Source organism: Vibrio sinaloensis (assembly GCF_000808535.1).
Classification (GTDB): Bacteria; Pseudomonadota; Gammaproteobacteria; order Enterobacterales; family Vibrionaceae; genus Vibrio; species Vibrio sinaloensis_D.
The window spans coordinates 79,173-98,505 of the sequence record NZ_JWLV01000020.1; the positions used below are offsets into that span (position 1 = coordinate 79,173).

Genomic DNA, 19,333 nt, shown 5'->3' on the forward strand with positions numbered 1-19,333 from the left:
GTAATCTCTGATTATACTTAGCTGGCAAACTAGCGTAATTCTCTATACATGTTACGGCCATCTGGTTGAGATCTCAGTAGGCGCAGTATCCACATATATTGATTTGGCTGTTTCTCTACAAAGTACTCGATGGCTTTATTCATACCTCGAGCATCGTCTGAGTCAGTTTCTTGAAGCTCTAAAGCTGGTAGAAACTCAATGGTGTATTTGCCTGTTAATGGATCCAGTGAGGCAAAAGTTGGTATCACTTTGGACTTGGACAGTTTAGCCAGTTTTGTGAGCCCCGGCAGCGTTGCTTTGGTCGTCGCAAAAAAATCAACAAACTCACTGATATCAGGGCCGTGGTCTTGGTCTGGAAGATAGTACCCCAAATAACCTTCTTTAATGGACTTAATAAAAGGTTTAATTCCACCAGAGCGTTCATATACACGGCCACCGTATTGCACACGTTGTCGGTGCATGAGCCAGTCACTTACAGGGTTCTTCTGTTTCTTTGCCATGGCCGATACTGGCAGTCCTTTCGAAGCAAGCAGTACGGCTGGAATGTCAATCGCCCAAGAGTGAGGAATCAATAGAATGACGTTTTCGTCTTGATCAGTGTAGTCAGTTAGGTAGTGCTCATTAATTAATGTGCACTGCTTCTGTAGCCACGTTGGGGAGCGTAGAGTCAGTAGTCCAAAGCGCATCATAAATACGCCTGCGGTAAGCAGTGTCTGGTAGACCAACTGTTCTCTCTCTTGCTCAGTTTTCTCAGGGAAGCAGAGAGTTAAGTTGACGCGGATGTTATGCACTGCTCCTTTACGCTTATTAACTAAGCGAGAAGCGACCTGGTGCGCGATCCATTTGTGTACTTTTACTGGAAGCAAAGAAAGCGGAAGAGAGAGCAACACTCCCAGCCAAGTTCCCCAGTATTTAGGAGCAAGGAAACCCCACTCAAAGGTGGGGTTATAGGCTTTCGGATCAAAATCGTTACGTGGTTTACTCACAATACGTTGCTACTATTTGTTGATGATTGCCATGTACTCGGCGACACCTTGAGCAACAGGTTTGAAAGTATGGTTGCAGCCTGCAGCTCGAAGTTTGGTTAAATCAGCTTGAGTGTATTCTTGATAGGCACCTTTCAGATGCTCAGGGAATGGAATAGTTTCCACCTCGCCTTTGCCATGATAAGCGATAACCGCTTTCGCAACTTCTTCAAAGGATTCTGCGTTACCTGTACCTAGGTTGAAAATACCAGAGACGCCGTTTTGCAAGAACCATAGGTTTACCTCAGCAACGTCACCCACGTAAACAAAATCACGTTTGAATTGTTCACTGCCTGCAAACAACTTTGGATTCTCACCCGCGTTCATTTGGTTGTTCAGATGAAATGCTACGGAAGCCATTGAGCCTTTATGTTGCTCACGAGGCCCGTAAACGTTGAAGTAGCGGAAACCTGTGATTTGAGAAAGCGTCTCGCCATGCTCTTCAGCATCTTGCCAGATTCGACGAACATAGTTGTCAAATTGCTGCTTAGAGTAGCCGTATACATTGAGTGCCCCTTCATATTCTTTTTCTTCAATGAAGGTATCTGTCTCACCATAGGTCGCAGCTGAAGAAGCGTATAGGAAAGGAATTTCACGCTCTAAACAGTAGTGAAGCAGCTCTTTGGAGTACTCATAGTTGTTGAGCATCATGTACTTGCCGTCCCACTCCGTCGTAGCAGAGCAAGCACCTTCGTGGAAAATTGCCTCGATAGGGCCAAAGCTCTCGCCTGACATGATTTGTACTAAAAAGTCATCACGATCCATGTAATCTGCGATGTCTAGATCAACAAGGTTCTGAAATTTCTTACCATTTTTTAAGTGATCAACAACTAAAATGTCGTTTATACCTTGTTCATTCAGTGCCTTGATGATGTTGCTGCCAATCATGCCAGCGCCGCCAGTTACGATGATCATAGATAACCTTATTTGAGATAAATGGGACCGGGTGAGTATAACATGCTCAACAGCCAAGGGGCTAGAAGGCTAAGGTCAAAGTATCATTCGATGCGAATGGCAAGTTGAGGTATAATTTGTTCGATTTAAGAAGAGTAAAACTATCAAGTTATTATACATACAACACGTTAAGTAGCACTTTGGAAAGCTTGAACCAAGGGCGGTAGCGTGCAAAATTGTCGCAATTTTTGTGTTAAACGGGGTCTCGATAGATAGTGTTGTAGTGACACATCCTTAACATTGGAGCATAAGTCAGGTGAGTGTCAATGTCGATTATGATCGGGTTGTTAAATGTCGAAGGTATAGAAAAAGCTGGAAGAGGTTGGTGCATAGCTTAGTTTTTTCATATAGCTATGACTTGCATTCAATAGGTCTTGGTGAAGTTGTATTTTTTGACACCACCAGATTAAAGAGTAGGCATGACTATGAACTTATGGCTGATAATTTTTCTGGGCAATTATATAAAAATGTGAAAGGTTCTGGTTCTATATCTATAAGATACAGCCTAGACATTAAGTCGGTTTTTAAAAAAACACTACTTATATTTAATCTATATAATAAATATAAGTATAATATATACGATGCAGTTCAAATCTCTCAACTTATAATGTTGAATAATCTGATAGGCACATTACCCACTCAGTTAAAAAAAGCTATTACATTTTGTGATGCGCATCCAGAAGATAACTTAATTGCTCAATCATTAAAATCGAGGTCAATCAATACCTATACTTTGCAACATGGTTATTATGTTTTAAATGATGAAAGCATAAATAGCGAAGTTTACCTTAATTTTGTTTCTGATTATATGTTGTGTTGGGGGGAGTCTTCAGTCGATAATATAACGCTGATGGGGCTGGAACGTAATAAGCTAATTAAATTTGGCTGTTTTAAGAAAAACAATAATTTGAATGTGAGTTTAAAGAAAAATAGAGTAACACTGTTCCTAAATGGTACCCATAGTTCAGAAGATAACTATCAACTTGTCTCTCTATATAGTCAAATAAAAAATCAGGATAAAGATATCGAGGTTAAGATAAGAAGACACCCTGACGATAATAATAACTACGGCCTTGAAGAAGACGCCTTTGATAAATTGTCTTTGATAGAATCGATGAGTCTTACCTGTTACTCAGTTATTCTTAGTAGTGGGACTTTTGTAGATTTGTATCTAAATAACATTCCATTTTCAATTTTAAAAACAGAAAAAATGCCAAATGAATTCAAGACCCTAAGGCAATGTGGGTCAGTAACAGAGATTTTGTCACACATTAATCAAAGAATCTTTGTAAGTGTTGAAGATGCTAGATTGATTGAGAAAAAAACTGATTGGGGAGTTCTGAAGTGAATAATGTTTATATTTGGGGGTGGTATAGTGATTATGATCTAAGTTCATTTGATGAGCTAGTAAAAGAATCATGCACAATTAATAATATCTCAATATCTAAGTTTGGTAGGCTTCTATTACGTATCCCTTATATTAGGGGGTATTATATGGATCTTATAAAGAAAAAGTTTAACAACCTATCAGACAACGATAATACTTTGTTTCTAAGTGATGATATTCTGTATTATGATGATTTGTTAAAGAGTTTGGTTGAATCTAACTGTAAGATTATAATTCTAATAAGAAATAAAATAAATGCCAACCATAAAGTAAATCTAATTTTAGCTAGGCAAGCTACAGATAAAATATACACCTTCGATGAAGGAGATGCAGATAAATACAACATTGAGTTTATCGAGCAATATCTACCTGTAACTTACTCTAATATTAAAAATGAAAATAAAAATAGCAAGGATAAAATTGCTTACTTTATTGGCTTGGATAAAGGACGAAAGGATAGTTTAGAGGAACTATCGATAAACCTTAAAAAAGAGGGAGTTATATGTAACTTTACTCTTGTTAGAAAAAGCTTGGTTCGTCGTTTTTTTGGCAAAAGTGATGGGATTTCTTATCAAGAAAATATAGAAAATGTCTTTGAGAGTGATTTCTTAGTGGAAATAAATTCGAAGGGGCAAGATGGACTAACTTTAAGAGCTTTGGAATCTGTTTTTTATAAGAAGAAATTGATTACAAATAATAGGAATATTTGTAACTTTGATTTCTATAATCCACAAAATATTTATGTATTAAATGATGACTTTAAAGTCCCAAAGAGCTTTATTTTGAGTGAATATGACGAAAGTGCTCATCTTGATTTGGACCGACATCTTGCTTCAAAAGTGTACTTACGTCTAATGGCATAGCTACAAAAATGACTAATAACCAGAAGCTATGCCGTTGGTAGAAGCATGAAAATCATTATATTTCAATAAATTAAGATATGTATTTTGAATTTAATTAAGACATCCATACTTTCATTTGTCGCTACCGCTATTAAAATTTTAGCCGGTTTGATCATCAATAAGGCTGTTTCCATTTTCATTGGTCCCGCTGGTTTGGCTGCGATAGGTCAATTTCAAAATGCCTTAGGTATTATTCAGACGTTTGCAAAGGGTGGGATAAATTCAGGTGTTACGAAGTATACGGCTGAATACAATGATGATATGGATAGTCGTCGTGCTTTATGGAGTACTTCATTAAAGCTAACTCTCATCTGCACGGCACCAATAAGTATAGTTCTTATATTTTTTGCGTCCTATTTTTCTGAGTATGTTTTTAAAACAAATAGTTATTCTTACGTATTTGTGGTTTTTGGTTTTACATTAGTACTGTTCTCAATTAATCAACTTCTTCTTTCTATATTGAATGGATTAAAGGAAATTAGAACATTTATATCTATAAATATAATTCAGAGTGTCTATAGTTTAATATTTACAACATTGTTAATTGTGTACTTTAAGTTAGATGGTGCTTTGGTTGCCATGGTAACAAACCAATCAATCATATTTCTTATTGTTTTATGGAAGTTGAGAGAACATAAAACAATAATAGTTGATAATTTCAATAGCCACTTTGATACTGAACAATCTAAAAAGCTATTAAGCTACTCATTAATGGCTTTAATTTCCGCCTTTACTGTACCTGTTTCTTTGATGATTGTCCGTGACTACATAGGAGAAAATGTATCATGGGATGCAGCGGGTTACTGGCAGGCGATGACATATATATCGACGATGTACCTAATGGTCATAACTACAGCTCTTTCAACGTACTATTTACCGCGGCTTTCGGAGATTAAGGAAAAAAATGAGCTGAGAGTAGAGCTAAAGAAAGGTTACTTGGTGCTACTACCTATTGTCATTGTCTTATCAGGTTTAGTCTATGTACTGAAGGACTTTGTTATATGGGCATTGTTTACTGAGGACTTCAAAGCGATGAGAGAACTCTTTCGGTGGCAATTGATAGGGGATGTTTTTAAAATTTCATCTTGGTTAGTCGCCTACCTAATGCTGGCCAAAGCACTGACAAAAATGTTCATCATTACAGAAATTGTCTTCGCTTTCAGCTTTGCATTACTCTCTTTGTTGCTTGTAGACAAGTTCGGGGTTGTGGGTGCGACATATGCTTACGCTCTTAACTACTTTATGTACTTGATTTGTATGACTATCCTTATGAGGAAACATGTTTTTGATTGAGGTTTTATAACGGCTGATGGTTTTAGCTTTGTTACCCAAAGTTGACTACTAGATGTACTAATTAATAGCAAGTAGTATTAGTGATTGGGCAGAAGTAAAACGTGTTTGGAACATAACTACTTGATTTGTTTTACGGTGAAGAATGAGTTTAATAAAAACGCTAGAGTTCAATGTACTTGGTGATGACCGGGGTAGTCTTATCTCCCTTGAGCAGAATAAGAATATTCCTTTTGATATCAAACGTATTTACTATATTTTTGACACACAACAAGATGTAAGTCGTGGTTTTCATGCACATAGAAACCTCCAACAAGTCGCTGTATGTGTAAAAGGGTCTTGCCGTTTTACCTTGGATGATGGCCAAACTAGAGAGTCAATATTGATGGACTCTCCAAATGTTGGATTGTATATAGATAACCATAAATGGCGCGAAATGCATGATTTTTCTGAAGATTGCGTGCTAATTGTGTTAGCTAGTGATTATTATGAAGAGGCGGATTACATTCGCGATTATGATGAGTTTTTAAAGGAAGTGGTGAAAAATGCGTGATATTGAAGAAATCGCTAAAAACTATGATTCAATGCATGATGACTGGAGAGATCTAGAAGAAGCTGTTCGCTTCAAGGAGTTCTCGAACCTTACTTCACTTTGTTCAGATAAACATCGTTCAGTAATCGAGTTTGGATTGGGTGATGGCGTTTTCACCTCGATGCTTTGCGAGCATTTTGAGCGAGTGACAGCAGTTGATGCCGCACAAACAACGATAGATATTCTTGCTGATCGACTATCGTATGAAAACGTTACGTTTGCTCAAAGCTATATTGAAGAGTTTGAGTCTGATGACAAGTTTGATGTGATTGTCATGAGCCATATTTTGGAGCACTTAACTGACCCCGTATTGGCATTAAAGAAGGTTAAGAGCTTGATGCATAAGGATACAATCTTATACATCTCAGTTCCTAACGCTAACTCTCTACATCGATTAGCTGCGGTCAAAATGGGTCTGTTGGAGACGCCTGATACACTAAATGAACGTGATGTTGAACTTGGACATCAGATAGTTTTCTATCCTAGTAATTTTAAAGAAACAGTATCAGATGCTGGGTTGAAGATAAGTAAGTTTGGTGGTGTTATGATTAAGCCTTTAGCAAATAGTCAAATATCTAATGACTGGAATAGAAAAATGATCGATGGATTTATTGCTTTAGGGGATGATTTACCAGAGTTATGCGGTGACATATTTATAGTGGCGAAGTTATCTAATGACTGAGGTATATAAGGGAAAATGTGTATCGTTAAAGCCTGTAGAAATAAATGATGCAGAGTTTATTGTTGCACTCAGAACCCAAGAAAACAATGCAGAGTTTATTAATAAAACGTCTAGCTCTTTAAATGATCAAATAGCTTGGATGAAAAATGAATCTCAAGACTCTTCAAGTTACTACTTTATTATTTTAAATAGTTGTTCAGAGCCGATTGGAACTATATCACTATACAATGTAAAAGATGAATGTGGTGAGTTCGGCCGTTGGATATGTAATGGTAGTGCGCTAGAAAGTTTAGAGTCTGCTTTATTAATTCATCAATTTGCCTTTGATACGTTAGAGTTATCAGAAGTTTACACTAGAACCTTGGCTGATAACCAGAAGGTCGTCAGCTTTCATAGAAAGTTTGGTGCTAGTGTGCCAAAGAACCCTGCTTTTGAGCCGGAGTATAATAAAGATATTTACCGCGGAGTCGTGAGTATCGATATGTTTCCTAGCATTAAATCTCGTTGTCTTAAAATGATCGAGGTGTTTCTATGAAAATTCACCACTTTGGTTACCTAACTACATCAATCGAAGATAGTGTTAAAGAATTTAGTTCTTTAGGGTATGTAGAATTCGATAAGTTGTATTTTGACGAGATTCGAGGAATTAACATTCAATTTATTCGTTCTACATCAGGTGAATTGATTGAGTTGATTGAGTCTGCTTCTGAAAAATCAATTGTCAAAGGAATGTTGTCGAAGAGCAAAAATAGCATTTATCATATTTGTTATTTTACAGATGATATTCAAGACAAGATAGCCACACTATCAGAGCAAGGGTTTGTTTTAATTTCGCCCCCTCAGCCTGCGATTGCGTTAGGAAACTGCAATGTGGCTTTCCTTTTATCTAAACACGCTGGAATGGTAGAGTTATATGAAAGTTGTCACACTGAGTAACTTCTCTTCGGGTTTCTTGGCTCGATTTATTTCAGGTAAGATTGACTGTGAAATAGTTGATTCTGAGTATAATCAATACATGCAGTTGATTAGTATACCAACGAGCTCTCTATACAAACAAGGGCATGATGTTGCGTTGCTAATTTTAGACTACAGTACACTATTGCAATCGATGTCCTTAGATGAAGTTCAAGGTTTGTTACTGGATTTAGTTGAGAGCTATGCTGAGAATAGTCAGGGTGTTGGTACTTTACTAGTTAGTAATGCGTTTATTCCTCGAGGAATCACAAGTACAAATAGTGATGGTATTTATTACCAAAGTAAAATAGCCCAGAGAACGATTAACGATCATATTGAGCATATCGTTTCTAAAAATAGTAATGTTCATATTTTTGATTTGTTGTCTATTTACGAAGAGTATGGTTACTACTCTCTTACAGATAATAGCATTCAAATATTTAGCGATAATCCATTTTCTAAGCACGGTCTTGAGTTGATTTCTGATGAAATTTCAGATTGTATTGGCTCCTTATTATCAAGTAGAAAAAAGTGTCTTGTTTTAGATTTTGACAACACGCTATGGGGAGGAATTGCTGGAGAAGATGCATTAGGTGTAAATGTTGGTTCAGATAGGCTTGGTGAACAATTCCTTCAATTCCAATTAGAGATAAAAAAACTAAAAGACAAAGGTGTTTTGCTAGCAGCATGTTCAAAAAATAATTTGGAAGATGCCAAGCTAATATTTGATAAGCACCCAAATATGGTTTTGGAATGGGATGACTTTATCGTGCATAAAGTTAACTGGGAGCGTAAAGATATCAATGTGTTGGAAATTGCCAATGAGTTAAACATTGGTGACGATAGTTTGGTTTTTATTGATGATTCTCCCTCAGAGCGTCAATTAGTTAAGGAAGGAACCAAAGCCATTGTTCCCGAGTTTCCGAAAGATATGGATTTGCTTAGATTCATATCTCTGATTGATAGAAAATACTTTTCATCAAGCTTATTAACTTCTGAAGATAAAGTTAAACATCGTCAGTATCTGGAGAATATCCAAAGAACTGAAGAGAAGAAAAAATTTAGGGACTTGGACTCTTTTATTAATGGTCTTGATATGAAGCTGCATATCAAGATTAATGATGAAGATGACCTAGAACGAGCATTCCAGCTAGCGCAGAAAACAAACCAATTTAACTTCACGACTAAGCGCTATAGCAAAAATGATCTTCTCAATTTTATCAAGAGTAAAACTGCAGATGTTGTAACTTGTCGAGTTGAAGATAAATTTGGTGATTATGGTGTAACAGCTCTTATGGTGGTTTTTAGAGAAGGAAACTCCTACCACATCGATAATTTTTTAATGAGTTGTAGAGTCCTAGGTAAAAAAGTTGAGAATGTACTGTTTAATTGGTTTGTGACTAATATCTATGATGGTGAAAAACTAACCTTAACATACAGGCCTACACTTAAAAATCAGCAGTTAGAGAAAAAATACTTAGAACTAGGATTTGATATTACTTCAGAATCTGAATTGGAAACTACTTATTCTTTCAAAGGGATTGAAGATCTTAACTTATCTATAGAGGTGAATTTTGAATAAATTAATTGAAGTTATGACACGAGTTTTAGGTGTTGATGTAGACATTGATTCTTCTATGGAAACTATAGATGAATGGGATTCTTTTAATCATGTGATGCTTATGATAGAGCTTAAGTCAGAATTTAACCTCGATGTTAGCCAAGAAGATTTTTCTCGATTAACCTCTGTTAAGGACATCATGAATATTCTGAGCGATAAGGTATGATTCCGTTTTTAGATTTAAAAGAAATTAATCAACAGTACCATCAAGATTTAAAAGACGCATGTTCACGAGTCATTGATTCCGGTTGGTACATCATGGGTAATGAACTGGATAAATTTGAGCAAGAATTTGCTGAGTATTGCGGTTCTAAGTACTGTATTGGTGTTGCGAACGGTTTAGATGCACTTATCTTAACTTTAAGGGCTTGGAAAGAGTTAGGTAAATTGGAGGATGGCGATGAAGTTATTGTTCCATCAAATACCTATATTGCTTCAATTCTAGCTATTTCAGAGAATAATTTAACACCTGTACTTGTCGAGCCAAATGCTAAGACCTTCAATTTAGCAGCGGAAGGCATCAAGAGTGCGATTACTGAGCGTACAAAAGCAATTCTTCCTGTGCACTTGTATGGCCAAATATCTCCGATGGATGAGATTGTGAGCATCGCTAATGAACACAATTTATTAATCTTGGAGGATTGTGCTCAATCACACGGTGCACTTCTTGATGGAAAGAAAGCAGGTACTTGGGGTGATGCTGGTGCGTTCAGCTTCTATCCTGGGAAAAACTTGGGCGCTTTGGGTGATGCCGGTGCGATTACAACAGATAATGAAGAGTTGTTTGAAGTACTCACTGCTTTACGAAACTATGGCTCACACGAAAAGTACAAGAATAAGTATAAAGGTGTGAATAGTCGTCTTGATGAGATTCAAGCTGCGATGCTACGTGTTAAGTTAAAGCACTTGGATCGAGAGACAAAAGCAAGGCAAGCAGTGGCGCAACAATATTTGGAGGGGATTAGCAACCCTCTAATTGAGTTACCACTTGTAAGCTATGCGGAAGGTCATGTTTGGCATTTGTTTGTAATTAAGACCAAATATCGTGAAAAATTACAAAAGTACCTAAGTGATAATGGTATTCAAACCTTAATTCATTACCCTATAGCGCCGCATAAGCAACTTGCTTATTCTGAGTGGAACGAGCTACATCTTCCTATTAGTGAAGAGTTACATAAGGATGTATTGAGTTTGCCTATTAGTTCGGTACTAGAGACTGGGGATGTAAGGATTTGCGTCGAGTTAATCAATAAGTTTTCTAATTGATATGAAGATTTTAGACTTTCCAAATTTAGCTATTGCTGAAACTGATCTAGAGTCGAAAATTAATATAGCTGAGTTATATGCTAAACTGGTTGTAAAATACCCAATTTATGAAGCCATTGATTTTGAAAATAGGCTGATTGAAGACTTTTCACATGTTCTGGTTAATTTTAATAAGAGGGAAACAAATAGGAATATATGTCATGTTATAACGACGCCTTACCTAACTGGCGGACATACAAGGTTATGCGAAAAGTTATCAATGATGGAGAATGAAGATTCTTCATTGCTGGTTACAGGAACTTATGAAGAAGAAGTAATTCACCGGTTATCTTCATTTTTCTCCAAAATTAAATGCATAAACGAAAAGTCATTGATATTGTCAATTATAAAAATGATGGATTTTATGTCTGCCTATTCAAAATTGGTTTTACACATACATCCTGATGATATTAAAACTGTTATAGCAGTAGGACTTTTGAGAAAAGTAAACCCAGAAATTAAAGTCTTATTCGTTAATCATGCAGACCATTTATTTTCTTATGGTCGATCAGTTATAGATATTATGTTAGATATATCCTATCGAGGATACTGTATCGATTCTAGCTTAGAAAATAAAAAATATGTTAATAGCTTTCTAGGGATTCCTGTTGAAGTTAATAAAAGACCTGTATTCAATGATAATATTAAAAATATAATCATTGCAGGCTCGTCTTATAAAATGAAGCCAAACAAAAGAACTTCAATTCAGCGTGAGATTAATAAACTTTTTAGTCTAAATAAAGAATATAATTTAAACGTTATAGGTGCAAAGGCTACAGATTACTGGTGGTGGCCTTTAAAAATTAAATTTCCAAGTCGAATAAAAATAAGCAAATCCCTTCCATATAATAAATATATGGATATGGTTAAAAAGTGTGATACTTGTATTGATACTTCCCCAATTGGGGGAGGAACAGCATTTGTTGAAATGTACTTAAACTCCTTGAGGCCTGTTGCTATATACGCTGACGCTTGTGGTTATACGCCACTTGATGCTGTAAGGAAAAATACATTACTCGAGTCCATAAATAGTCATCAATCTTCGTCTAGTAGCTTGTTTAACGCAGTTTTACGTGTACATAAGAGCTCTTTTGTAAAAGAACGGTACCTTAGTGCATTGAATATGAAGTGTCATAGTATTGACCCATCATTAGTGACTTCTCGAAATGATATGAATTTGTTTATTAAACAGGGAAAATTTGACTACAATTTCTCCGATTTTGGAAAGTTGATGTCAATTAAATCACTTAGTGGTGTAGTCAAATTAAAGTTCATCATTCAGAACTATTCATTTGTCAAATTGCCCTTTAAGTTAGGTATAAAACTTAGCAAAGCATTTATTAATAAGTAGGTAAATAGTGAAAATCTTAATCACAGGCGGTGCAGGCTTTATCGGCTCGGCAGTTGTTCGCCACATCATTGAAAATACAGCAGACACTGTTATCAACCTTGATAAACTTACTTATGCTGGCAATCTCGAGTCGTTAACGGCTGTAGAGAATAGTGAACGCTATGTCTTTGAGCACGTTGATATCTGCAATCGAGCTGAGCTGGATAGAGTTTTTCATGAGCACAAGCCTGAAGCAGTGATGCACTTAGCTGCTGAATCGCATGTCGACCGCTCTATTGACGGTCCTGCTGCATTTATTGAGACTAATATTGTTGGAACATACACCTTACTAGAAGCGACTCGTCATTATTGGAATGAGTTACCTCAAGAGAAGCAGCAGGCTTTTCGTTTTCATCATATCTCTACAGATGAAGTTTATGGTGACTTAGAAGGTACAGATGATCTGTTCACAGAAACGACATCTTATGAGCCATCTAGTCCATACTCTGCTTCTAAAGCGTCATCAGATCACTTAGTGCGTGCTTGGTTACGTACCTATGGCTTACCAACGATCGTCACGAACTGTTCTAATAACTATGGTCCATATCATTTCCCTGAAAAGCTAATACCATTGATGATTTTGAATGCCTTAGATGGTAAAGCCTTGCCAGTGTATGGTGATGGTATGCAGATCCGCGATTGGCTATTTGTAGAAGATCACGCGCGTGCACTTTACAAAGTTGTCACTGAAGGTGAGGTCGGTGAAACGTATAATATTGGCGGCCATAATGAAAAAGCTAATATTGAAGTCGTTAAGACCATTTGTTCATTGCTAGAAGAGTTGGTGCCAACTAAACCAGAAGGCGTTGACCAATATCTAGATTTGATTACTTACGTAACCGATCGCCCTGGCCATGACGTTCGTTATGCGATTGATGCGTCCAAAATTGAACGTGAATTAGGCTGGAAACCAGAAGAAACGTTTGAGTCGGGTATCCGAAAAACGGTTGAGTGGTATTTAAACAACAAACAGTGGTGGTCACGTGTTCTAGATGGTTCATATGCCGGTGAGCGTTTAGGGATCTCAAATACGGAGAAATCATAATGAAGGGCATCGTTTTAGCTGGAGGCTCAGGCACTCGTTTGTACCCACTTACAAGGGGGGTATCAAAGCAGCTGTTACCAATATACGACAAGCCAATGGTTTTCTATCCTATTTCAACACTGATGCTGGCTGGGATTAAAGATATCTTAATCATCACCACTCCAGAAGATAATGCGGGCTTTAAACGTTTACTGGGAGACGGCTCAGATTTTGGTATCAACCTCGAATACGCGATTCAACCAAGCCCTGATGGCTTAGCCCAAGCTTTTCTTATTGGCGAAGAGTTTATCGGTGAGGATTCGGTATGCTTGGTGCTTGGTGATAACATATTTTATGGCCAATCATTTAGCCAGCAACTGACCCGTGCGTGCGAGCTCACTTCTCAAGGATTGGCGACTGTATTTGGCTATCAAGTAAAAGACCCAGAACGTTTTGGTGTTGTTGAGTTTGATGACCAGATGAAAGCGATTTCTATCGAAGAAAAACCGCTTACGCCGAAATCAAACTACGCAGTCACTGGTTTGTACTTTTATGATAATCGCGTAGTTGATATGGCTAAACAAGTTAAGCCTTCAGCTCGCGGAGAGTTAGAGATCACCACGTTAAATGAAATGTACCTCAATGATGGAACTCTTAATGTGGAGCTTCTTGGAAGAGGGTTTGCTTGGCTAGATACGGGTACTCATGAAAGTTTGCATGAGGCCTCTTCATTTGTTCAAACAATTGAAAATGTTCAAGGTTTGAAAGTGGCTTGTCTGGAAGAAATCGCGTGGCGCAACGGCTGGCTTTCATCAGAGCAGATTTTAGATATCGCGAAACCTATGATGAAAAATGAATACGGACAGTACTTAGCGCGCTTAGTGGCTAATTAACGAGGTTGTGGCGATGAAAATCTTAGTTACAGGCAGTAAAGGCCAATTAGGGCAGAGCTTAGTTCGACTGCTTGAGGCACGTAACGATGTAGAGTTTATAGCGCTAGATCGCGATAAGTTAGATATTACTAATAAGCAAGAGGTCGACAGTGTTGTTGTCGCTTTTTCGCCTGATGTTGTCATTAATGCAGCAGCATATACGGCTGTAGATAAAGCAGAAAGTGAAACCCAACTAGCTGCCGCGATCAATCGTGATGGACCGTCGTTTCTAGCAGAAGCAGCACAAAAGGTAGGGGCGGCACTGCTGCATATTTCTACCGACTACGTTTTTGATGGAAAAAACGCTGAGCCTTATTCGGAGCAAGATCAAACGGCTCCTCAGAGTGTATATGGTCAAACCAAACTCGAAGGTGAGCTGGCGGTTGCTAGTGCTTGCGAGCGGCATATCATTTTGCGCACTGCGTGGGTGTTTAGTGAGTATGGCAATAATTTTGTAAAGACCATGCTGAGATTGGCTGAAACGCACGACAACCTCAATATTGTTGGTGATCAGCTGGGTGGCCCAACATATGCGCTGGACATCGCCAAAGCGCTGGTGTTGATAAGCGACCAGATCACGACTGGTAGAGATGTGGAATATGGCACCTACCATTTCTCTGGACTGCCTCATGTGAGTTGGTATGAATTTGCGCGTGCGATTTTTTCTGCTGCAGAAAAACAAACGTTAATTGCAAAGCAACCAGTCTTGAAATCAATCACGACAGCAGAGTATCCCACTGCGGCAACGCGCCCTGCGAACTCTAAGCTAAATGTCCAAAAGATCTTTAATCATTTTGAAATTGAAGCGAGCGATTGGCAACGAGCTTTAAACGATTTATCAGCCTACCAAAACAACGGTTAATTCATGAAAGTAATAGATACAGCCATTCCTGACGTAAAAATCATCGAGCCTACCGTGTTTGGTGATGAGCGTGGTTTCTTTATGGAGACGTGGAATCAACAGCGTTTTGAGGAGCTTGTGACTAAGCGTAAAACTCCTTTTGTGCAAGATAATCATTCGAAATCAAGGCAAGGTATCCTCCGCGGTTTGCATTATCAGACTGAGAATACTCAAGGGAAACTCGTGCGAGTTATTTCCGGAGAGGTCTTTGATGTCGCCGTTGATATTCGAAAAGGCTCAGAGACCTTTGGCCAGTGGGTGGGCGTGTATTTATCCGCTGAGAATAGACGTCAGTTATGGGTTCCAGAAGGCTTTGCTCATGGGTTTTATGTAACCAGTGAAGAAGCTGAATTTGTTTACAAGTGTACTGACTACTATAACCCTAAAGCCGAACACTCAATCATTTGGAATGATCCAAATATCGGCATTGAATGGCCAATCACAATCGAGCCTAGCCTTAGTGAAAAGGACTCAACCGCCCCACTCATGTCTGACCAGGTACTGCTGTAATGAAGAAAATTGCAGTGGTAGGTACCGTCGGGATCCCCGCGTGTTACGGTGGGTTTGAATCATTAGTTGAAAACTTAACTCAATATCGTTCTGATCATATCGAGTACCAGGTCTTCTGTTCCAGTAAATCCTATGAAGAGCAATTAGCATCTCACAATGGTGCTGAGCTGATCTATTTGCCGTTAAATGCAAACGGTGTCCAAAGTATACCTTATGACATCCTATCGCTGATTAAGTGCTGGAAAACCAAACCCGATACCGTCTTAATCTTGGGCGTTTCAGGCTGTTGTTTTTTGCCGATTTTTAAATTGTTCTCTAAAGCCAAAGTGATCACCAATATCGATGGGCTGGAATGGAAACGGGACAAATGGGGTAAGTGGGCACGAAAGTTCTTGAAGTTGTCGGAGTCTATTGCGGTTAAGTATTCTGATGTCGTTGTCACTGACAATAAAGCGATTGGTGACTACGTGACTTCAGAGTACGCTAAACCCAATCTCACGATTGCGTATGGTGGAGATCATGCCCTACGTCCATCGATGGATAACCAAGTACCAGTTTGTGATGACTTTGCGTTTGGTTTGTGTCGAATAGAGCCAGAAAACAACGTTCATCTTATTCTTGAAGCCTTTTCTAAAGTTGAAAAAAGGCTCAAGTTTGTTGGTAATTGGCAAGCTAGTGCGTTCGGTCGAGAGCTTAAAAGTAAATATGCTCAATATGACAATATAGAGCTGATAGAGCCGATTTATGATTTAGATGAGTTATATAAACTGAGAAAAAGCTGCTCTTTGTATTTACACGGCCATTCGGCAGGTGGAACCAACCCATCTTTAGTTGAAATGATGCATTTTGGAGTGCCAATATTCGCATTTGACTGCAGCTTTAACCGCTATAGTACAGATAATAAAGCTGATTATTTCGCAGACAGTTCTATTCTAGTGAGCATGTTACAAAACTTGGACTCAAATAGATTAAGCGAAAATGGCAAACTGATGGAAACGATAGCGAATAAACGTTATACATGGAAAGAAATCACTCGGCTTTATGAACAAGCCTACTAGATAAAAAATAGGGGGTATTCCCCTATTTTTTTTGTGAAATTTTTCCTATCTTGGCTAATAGATAGCTATAGATGGCAAAACATACCAAAAATAGATAAAACATAATAAACTCAGATACGCCATAAATTTCGCTAATAATACCAACGGCAGTGAATGTTGAAGCCAAGCTGCAAATCGCAAGTAATGTGCTGGTTGAACTTAACCCGAGCCTTTGGAATAAATGGTGTAAGTGTTCTCTGTCTGGCTTAAATGGAGAATCCCCGCGTCGAATACGTCGAATCATAATAGCTGTCATATCCATTAGCGGTACAGCGATAAGCCATAGGGCGGTTACAGGTCTTAGTGGTGGGTTGGTGCCATTTTGGCTTGAGAGTAATAGAAACCAAATCACCGTAAAGCCAATCAGCATGCTGCCAGCATCACCCATAAATACTTTGCGTCTGACGCCAAAGAAGCCCAAGTTAAGCATAATATAGGGCAGCATAATCACGATCATGACCATACAAAGGTAGGCAATATTCATTTGCCCATCATAGGCCAACATAATCCCAAGGCCGCCAAATGTTACTATCGATAAGCCTCCTAACAACCCATCAATACCATCCACCATGTTGAATGCGTTAATCGCACCGATTACCGCGAGAATGGTCACTATGTATCCAAACCAACCTAGTGTGATGATCTCGCCTGTACCAAACATATCCCCGATAGTAGCGAGTTCAATATTGCCGAGCATCATCATTGCAACGGATAGAACCGCTTGAACAGCAAAGCGAATCTTAAAGTTAATATCAAACCGGTCATCCAATGCGCCAACCGTGACGAGAACAATGATACACCCACCATACAGCGTCGCATGCGGGATAATGCTTGGATTATTGAACAGAAAGTAGAGCAAAGAGATGCAAATGCTAATGCCACCAACTAAAGGAATGCTACCAGTGTGCAGTTTGCGTTCATTGGGTTTGTCTACCAACCCTATGCTTCTTGCTGCCTTTCTCATGACGAAAATGGTAGTTAGGGAAAAGAAAAACAGAAAAGAGAGATCGATAAAAGGTATCAGCATATCCAAGGCTATAAACAGGTGGGATAGGCCAACATTCTAAAGGATAAGCTACAGAAGATAAAGAAACGCCATGGAAGTCTATCGGTCGAGATTCGCGTGCAAATATTTAGAGTTACTACTCAAAAGTAACCAAATTTGTCGGTGCGTAAAGTTAGTATAGATGGCAGAGTATTATTCTAAAATTTGGCAAGCTTATTGTTATTTTTGAAAGTAAAAATGGAAGTTTATGTGACTCATATTGCAAGATGCACTTAAACGGTCACGAATACCATATCTCATTGCAATGACACTGCTAGTCGCCTTTTAATTAGTATAGATAATTCTGTATACTATCGCGAAATTAGGATTCTACTTACAACTTGGATGTTCTGTTATCTGCTTTTAGGAGTCAAACCTAAGGGCGGTAGCGTGTCTAAATTCTTGCAATAAGTTCGAATATTGTAAGCCTCTTTTTGAATCTCAACCAGATATGTAGATAAATCTATTGTTTACATAGGGCTTAAACTTGCGTTGAACAATGGGTGGTTTACGTACATTGAAGAGTATTTATAACCCTATTCCTCTATTCTTTTTATATGAGTTGTTATGACTAAGAAAAAAATCCTTACGGTTTTTGGTACGCGTCCAGAAGCCATCAAAATGGCACCTCTTGTTCGTGCACTTGCAAAAGACGAACGATTCGAAGCAAAGTGCTGTGTGACAGCTCAACACCGTGAAATGCTTGACCAAGTACTTGATCTGTTTGAGATAACGCCAGATTATGATTTGAACTTGATGAAGGCAGGACAATCACTTAATGACGTTACCGCACGTATCTTGTTGGAGCTCAAACCTGTGCTACAAGAGTTTAAGCCGGATGTGGTTCTTGTTCATGGTGATACAGCCACTACTTTTGCCGCGAGCCTTGCTGCTTATTACGAGCAAATTGAAGTTGGTCATGTAGAAGCTGGATTACGCACTGGCAACATCTATTCGCCTTGGCCTGAAGAGGCAAACCGCAAGTTAACTGGTGCGCTTGCAAAGTATCATTTTGCGCCAACTGAAACTTCTCAAAATAACCTAATAAAAGAAAACATCAACCCAGCGGAGATTTGTATCACCGGCAACACAGTGATTGATGCGTTACTTATGGTGAAAGACAAGATCTACAATGATGCCGTATTGAACGCTCAGCTCGCGGCACAGTTCCCAATGCTGGAAGAAGATAAAAAGTTGATTTTGGTCACCGGACATCGCCGTGAAAGCTTTGGTGGTGGGTTCGAGCGCATTTGTGAGGCGCTGGCACGCACAGCAAAAGAGAACCCTGATGCGCAAATCCTATACCCAGTTCACTTGAACCCAAACGTAAAGGAGCCAGTAAATCGCATTTTATCCAACGTAGATAACGTGCATCTTATCGAGCCTCAGCAATACCTTCCGTTTATCTACTTGATGAGTCGCGCGTACATTATTTTAACCGATTCGGGCGGCATTCAGGAGGAAGCTCCATCACTAGGAAAGCCAGTACTTGTAATGCGAAATTCTACTGAGCGACCTGAAGCAGTCGAAGCGGGCACTGTAAAGCTTGTCGGGACAGATGTAACGAAAATTACAGAGAGTCTTGATTTGTTACTAGACGATCAAGATGAATATAAAAAAATGAGTTTTTCCCATAACCCATATGGTGATGGGAAAGCAAGTCAACGTATTATTAACGCTATTTTAAATAATGACTAATATAAAAAAAAAGGTATTGACGGA

The 19,333-nt window shown here is 38.5% G+C and carries 20 protein-coding genes; 17 read left to right on the forward strand and 3 right to left on the reverse strand.

Annotated elements, in window-relative coordinates; genetic code table 11:
* Positions 1-29: 29 nt before the first annotated feature.
* Together lpxM and rfaD are read right to left on the reverse strand one after the other, a co-directional pair.
* Entirely contained in the window at positions 30-986 is a 957-nt protein-coding gene (gene lpxM / locus RJ47_RS12580) for a lauroyl-Kdo(2)-lipid IV(A) myristoyltransferase (protein ID WP_197058140.1), read from the reverse strand.
* Positions 987-998: 12 nt separating this feature from the next.
* Positions 999-1,940 carry an ADP-glyceromanno-heptose 6-epimerase gene (gene rfaD, locus RJ47_RS12585; protein WP_039484162.1) on the reverse strand — a complete coding sequence of 314 codons (942 nt, stop codon included), beginning with the start codon at positions 1,938-1,940 and terminating at the stop codon, positions 999-1,001.
* 364 nt (positions 1,941-2,304) lie between these two features.
* Here rfaD and RJ47_RS12590 point away from each other — a divergent pair, with 364 nt between their 5' ends.
* From RJ47_RS12590 to RJ47_RS12665, 16 genes are all read left to right on the forward strand, one after another.
* A complete protein-coding gene (locus tag RJ47_RS12590) occupies positions 2,305-3,327 on the forward strand; it encodes a hypothetical protein (RefSeq protein ID WP_156143322.1) in 1,023 nt (340 codons plus the stop codon).
* A complete protein-coding gene (locus RJ47_RS12595; protein WP_039484166.1) occupies positions 3,324-4,229 on the forward strand; it encodes a hypothetical protein in 906 nt (301 codons plus the stop codon). The genes RJ47_RS12590 and RJ47_RS12595 overlap by 4 nt, the downstream gene beginning before the upstream one ends.
* 84 nt (positions 4,230-4,313) lie before the next feature.
* On the forward strand, positions 4,314-5,561 hold the full coding sequence (locus RJ47_RS12600; RefSeq protein WP_039484168.1) for an O-antigen translocase: 1,248 nt from the start codon (positions 4,314-4,316) through the stop codon (positions 5,559-5,561).
* A gap of 142 nt (positions 5,562-5,703) precedes the next feature.
* Positions 5,704-6,111, forward strand: a complete 408-nt coding sequence (locus RJ47_RS12605; protein WP_038213187.1) for a sugar 3,4-ketoisomerase — start codon at positions 5,704-5,706, stop codon at positions 6,109-6,111.
* Positions 6,104-6,832 (forward strand): class I SAM-dependent methyltransferase, encoded by a 729-nt coding sequence (locus RJ47_RS12610; protein WP_052237951.1) that lies wholly within the window; start codon positions 6,104-6,106, stop codon positions 6,830-6,832. Before RJ47_RS12605 ends, RJ47_RS12610 begins: the two co-directional genes overlap by 8 nt.
* Positions 6,825-7,367, forward strand: coding sequence for a GNAT family N-acetyltransferase (locus RJ47_RS12615; RefSeq protein WP_052132394.1), 543 nt, complete (start codon positions 6,825-6,827; stop codon positions 7,365-7,367). The genes RJ47_RS12610 and RJ47_RS12615 overlap by 8 nt, the downstream gene beginning before the upstream one ends.
* Positions 7,364-7,768, forward strand: a complete 405-nt coding sequence (locus tag RJ47_RS12620; RefSeq protein ID WP_039484171.1) for a VOC family protein — start codon at positions 7,364-7,366, stop codon at positions 7,766-7,768. The genes RJ47_RS12615 and RJ47_RS12620 overlap by 4 nt, the downstream gene beginning before the upstream one ends.
* The gene (locus RJ47_RS20700; protein ID WP_052237952.1) at positions 7,746-9,368 is read left to right on the forward strand and encodes an HAD-IIIC family phosphatase; all 1,623 of its coding nucleotides are present in this window, start codon (positions 7,746-7,748) and stop codon (positions 9,366-9,368) included. Before RJ47_RS12620 ends, RJ47_RS20700 begins: the two co-directional genes overlap by 23 nt.
* On the forward strand, positions 9,361-9,573 hold the full coding sequence (locus RJ47_RS12630) for an acyl carrier protein (protein WP_038213182.1): 213 nt from the start codon (positions 9,361-9,363) through the stop codon (positions 9,571-9,573). Before RJ47_RS20700 ends, RJ47_RS12630 begins: the two co-directional genes overlap by 8 nt.
* The gene (locus RJ47_RS12635; RefSeq protein WP_039484173.1) at positions 9,570-10,673 is read left to right on the forward strand and encodes a DegT/DnrJ/EryC1/StrS family aminotransferase; all 1,104 of its coding nucleotides are present in this window, start codon (positions 9,570-9,572) and stop codon (positions 10,671-10,673) included. Before RJ47_RS12630 ends, RJ47_RS12635 begins: the two co-directional genes overlap by 4 nt.
* 1 nt (position 10,674) lies before the next feature.
* Positions 10,675-12,063: a hypothetical protein gene (locus tag RJ47_RS12640; protein ID WP_038213177.1), complete on the forward strand. Its 1,389-nt coding sequence runs from the start codon at positions 10,675-10,677 to the stop codon at positions 12,061-12,063.
* Between the two features lie 7 nt (positions 12,064-12,070).
* Positions 12,071-13,147 carry a dTDP-glucose 4,6-dehydratase gene (gene rfbB / locus RJ47_RS12645; protein WP_039484175.1) on the forward strand — a complete coding sequence of 359 codons (1,077 nt, stop codon included), beginning with the start codon at positions 12,071-12,073 and terminating at the stop codon, positions 13,145-13,147.
* Positions 13,147-14,019, forward strand: a complete 873-nt coding sequence (gene rfbA / locus RJ47_RS12650; protein WP_039484177.1) for a glucose-1-phosphate thymidylyltransferase RfbA — start codon at positions 13,147-13,149, stop codon at positions 14,017-14,019. The genes rfbB and rfbA overlap by 1 nt, the downstream gene beginning before the upstream one ends.
* A 13-nt stretch (positions 14,020-14,032) precedes the next feature.
* On the forward strand, positions 14,033-14,920 hold the full coding sequence (rfbD, locus tag RJ47_RS12655; protein WP_039484179.1) for a dTDP-4-dehydrorhamnose reductase: 888 nt from the start codon (positions 14,033-14,035) through the stop codon (positions 14,918-14,920).
* A 3-nt stretch (positions 14,921-14,923) separates the two neighbouring features.
* Positions 14,924-15,469, forward strand: coding sequence for a dTDP-4-dehydrorhamnose 3,5-epimerase (gene rfbC / locus RJ47_RS12660; protein ID WP_039484180.1), 546 nt, complete (start codon positions 14,924-14,926; stop codon positions 15,467-15,469).
* Positions 15,469-16,527, forward strand: coding sequence for a DUF1972 domain-containing protein (locus RJ47_RS12665; protein WP_039484182.1), 1,059 nt, complete (start codon positions 15,469-15,471; stop codon positions 16,525-16,527). The genes rfbC and RJ47_RS12665 overlap by 1 nt, the downstream gene beginning before the upstream one ends.
* Before the next feature lie 22 nt (positions 16,528-16,549).
* Here the strand turns inward: RJ47_RS12665 and wecA are convergent, their stop codons facing one another.
* Positions 16,550-17,593 carry a UDP-N-acetylglucosamine--undecaprenyl-phosphate N-acetylglucosaminephosphotransferase gene (gene wecA / locus RJ47_RS12670; RefSeq protein WP_039484184.1) on the reverse strand — a complete coding sequence of 348 codons (1,044 nt, stop codon included), beginning with the start codon at positions 17,591-17,593 and terminating at the stop codon, positions 16,550-16,552.
* 585 nt (positions 17,594-18,178) lie between these two features.
* Between wecA and wecB the strand changes: the two genes are divergently transcribed.
* Positions 18,179-19,309, forward strand: a complete 1,131-nt coding sequence (gene wecB, locus RJ47_RS12675; protein ID WP_039484185.1) for a non-hydrolyzing UDP-N-acetylglucosamine 2-epimerase — start codon at positions 18,179-18,181, stop codon at positions 19,307-19,309.
* Positions 19,310-19,333: the final 24 nt, after the last annotated feature.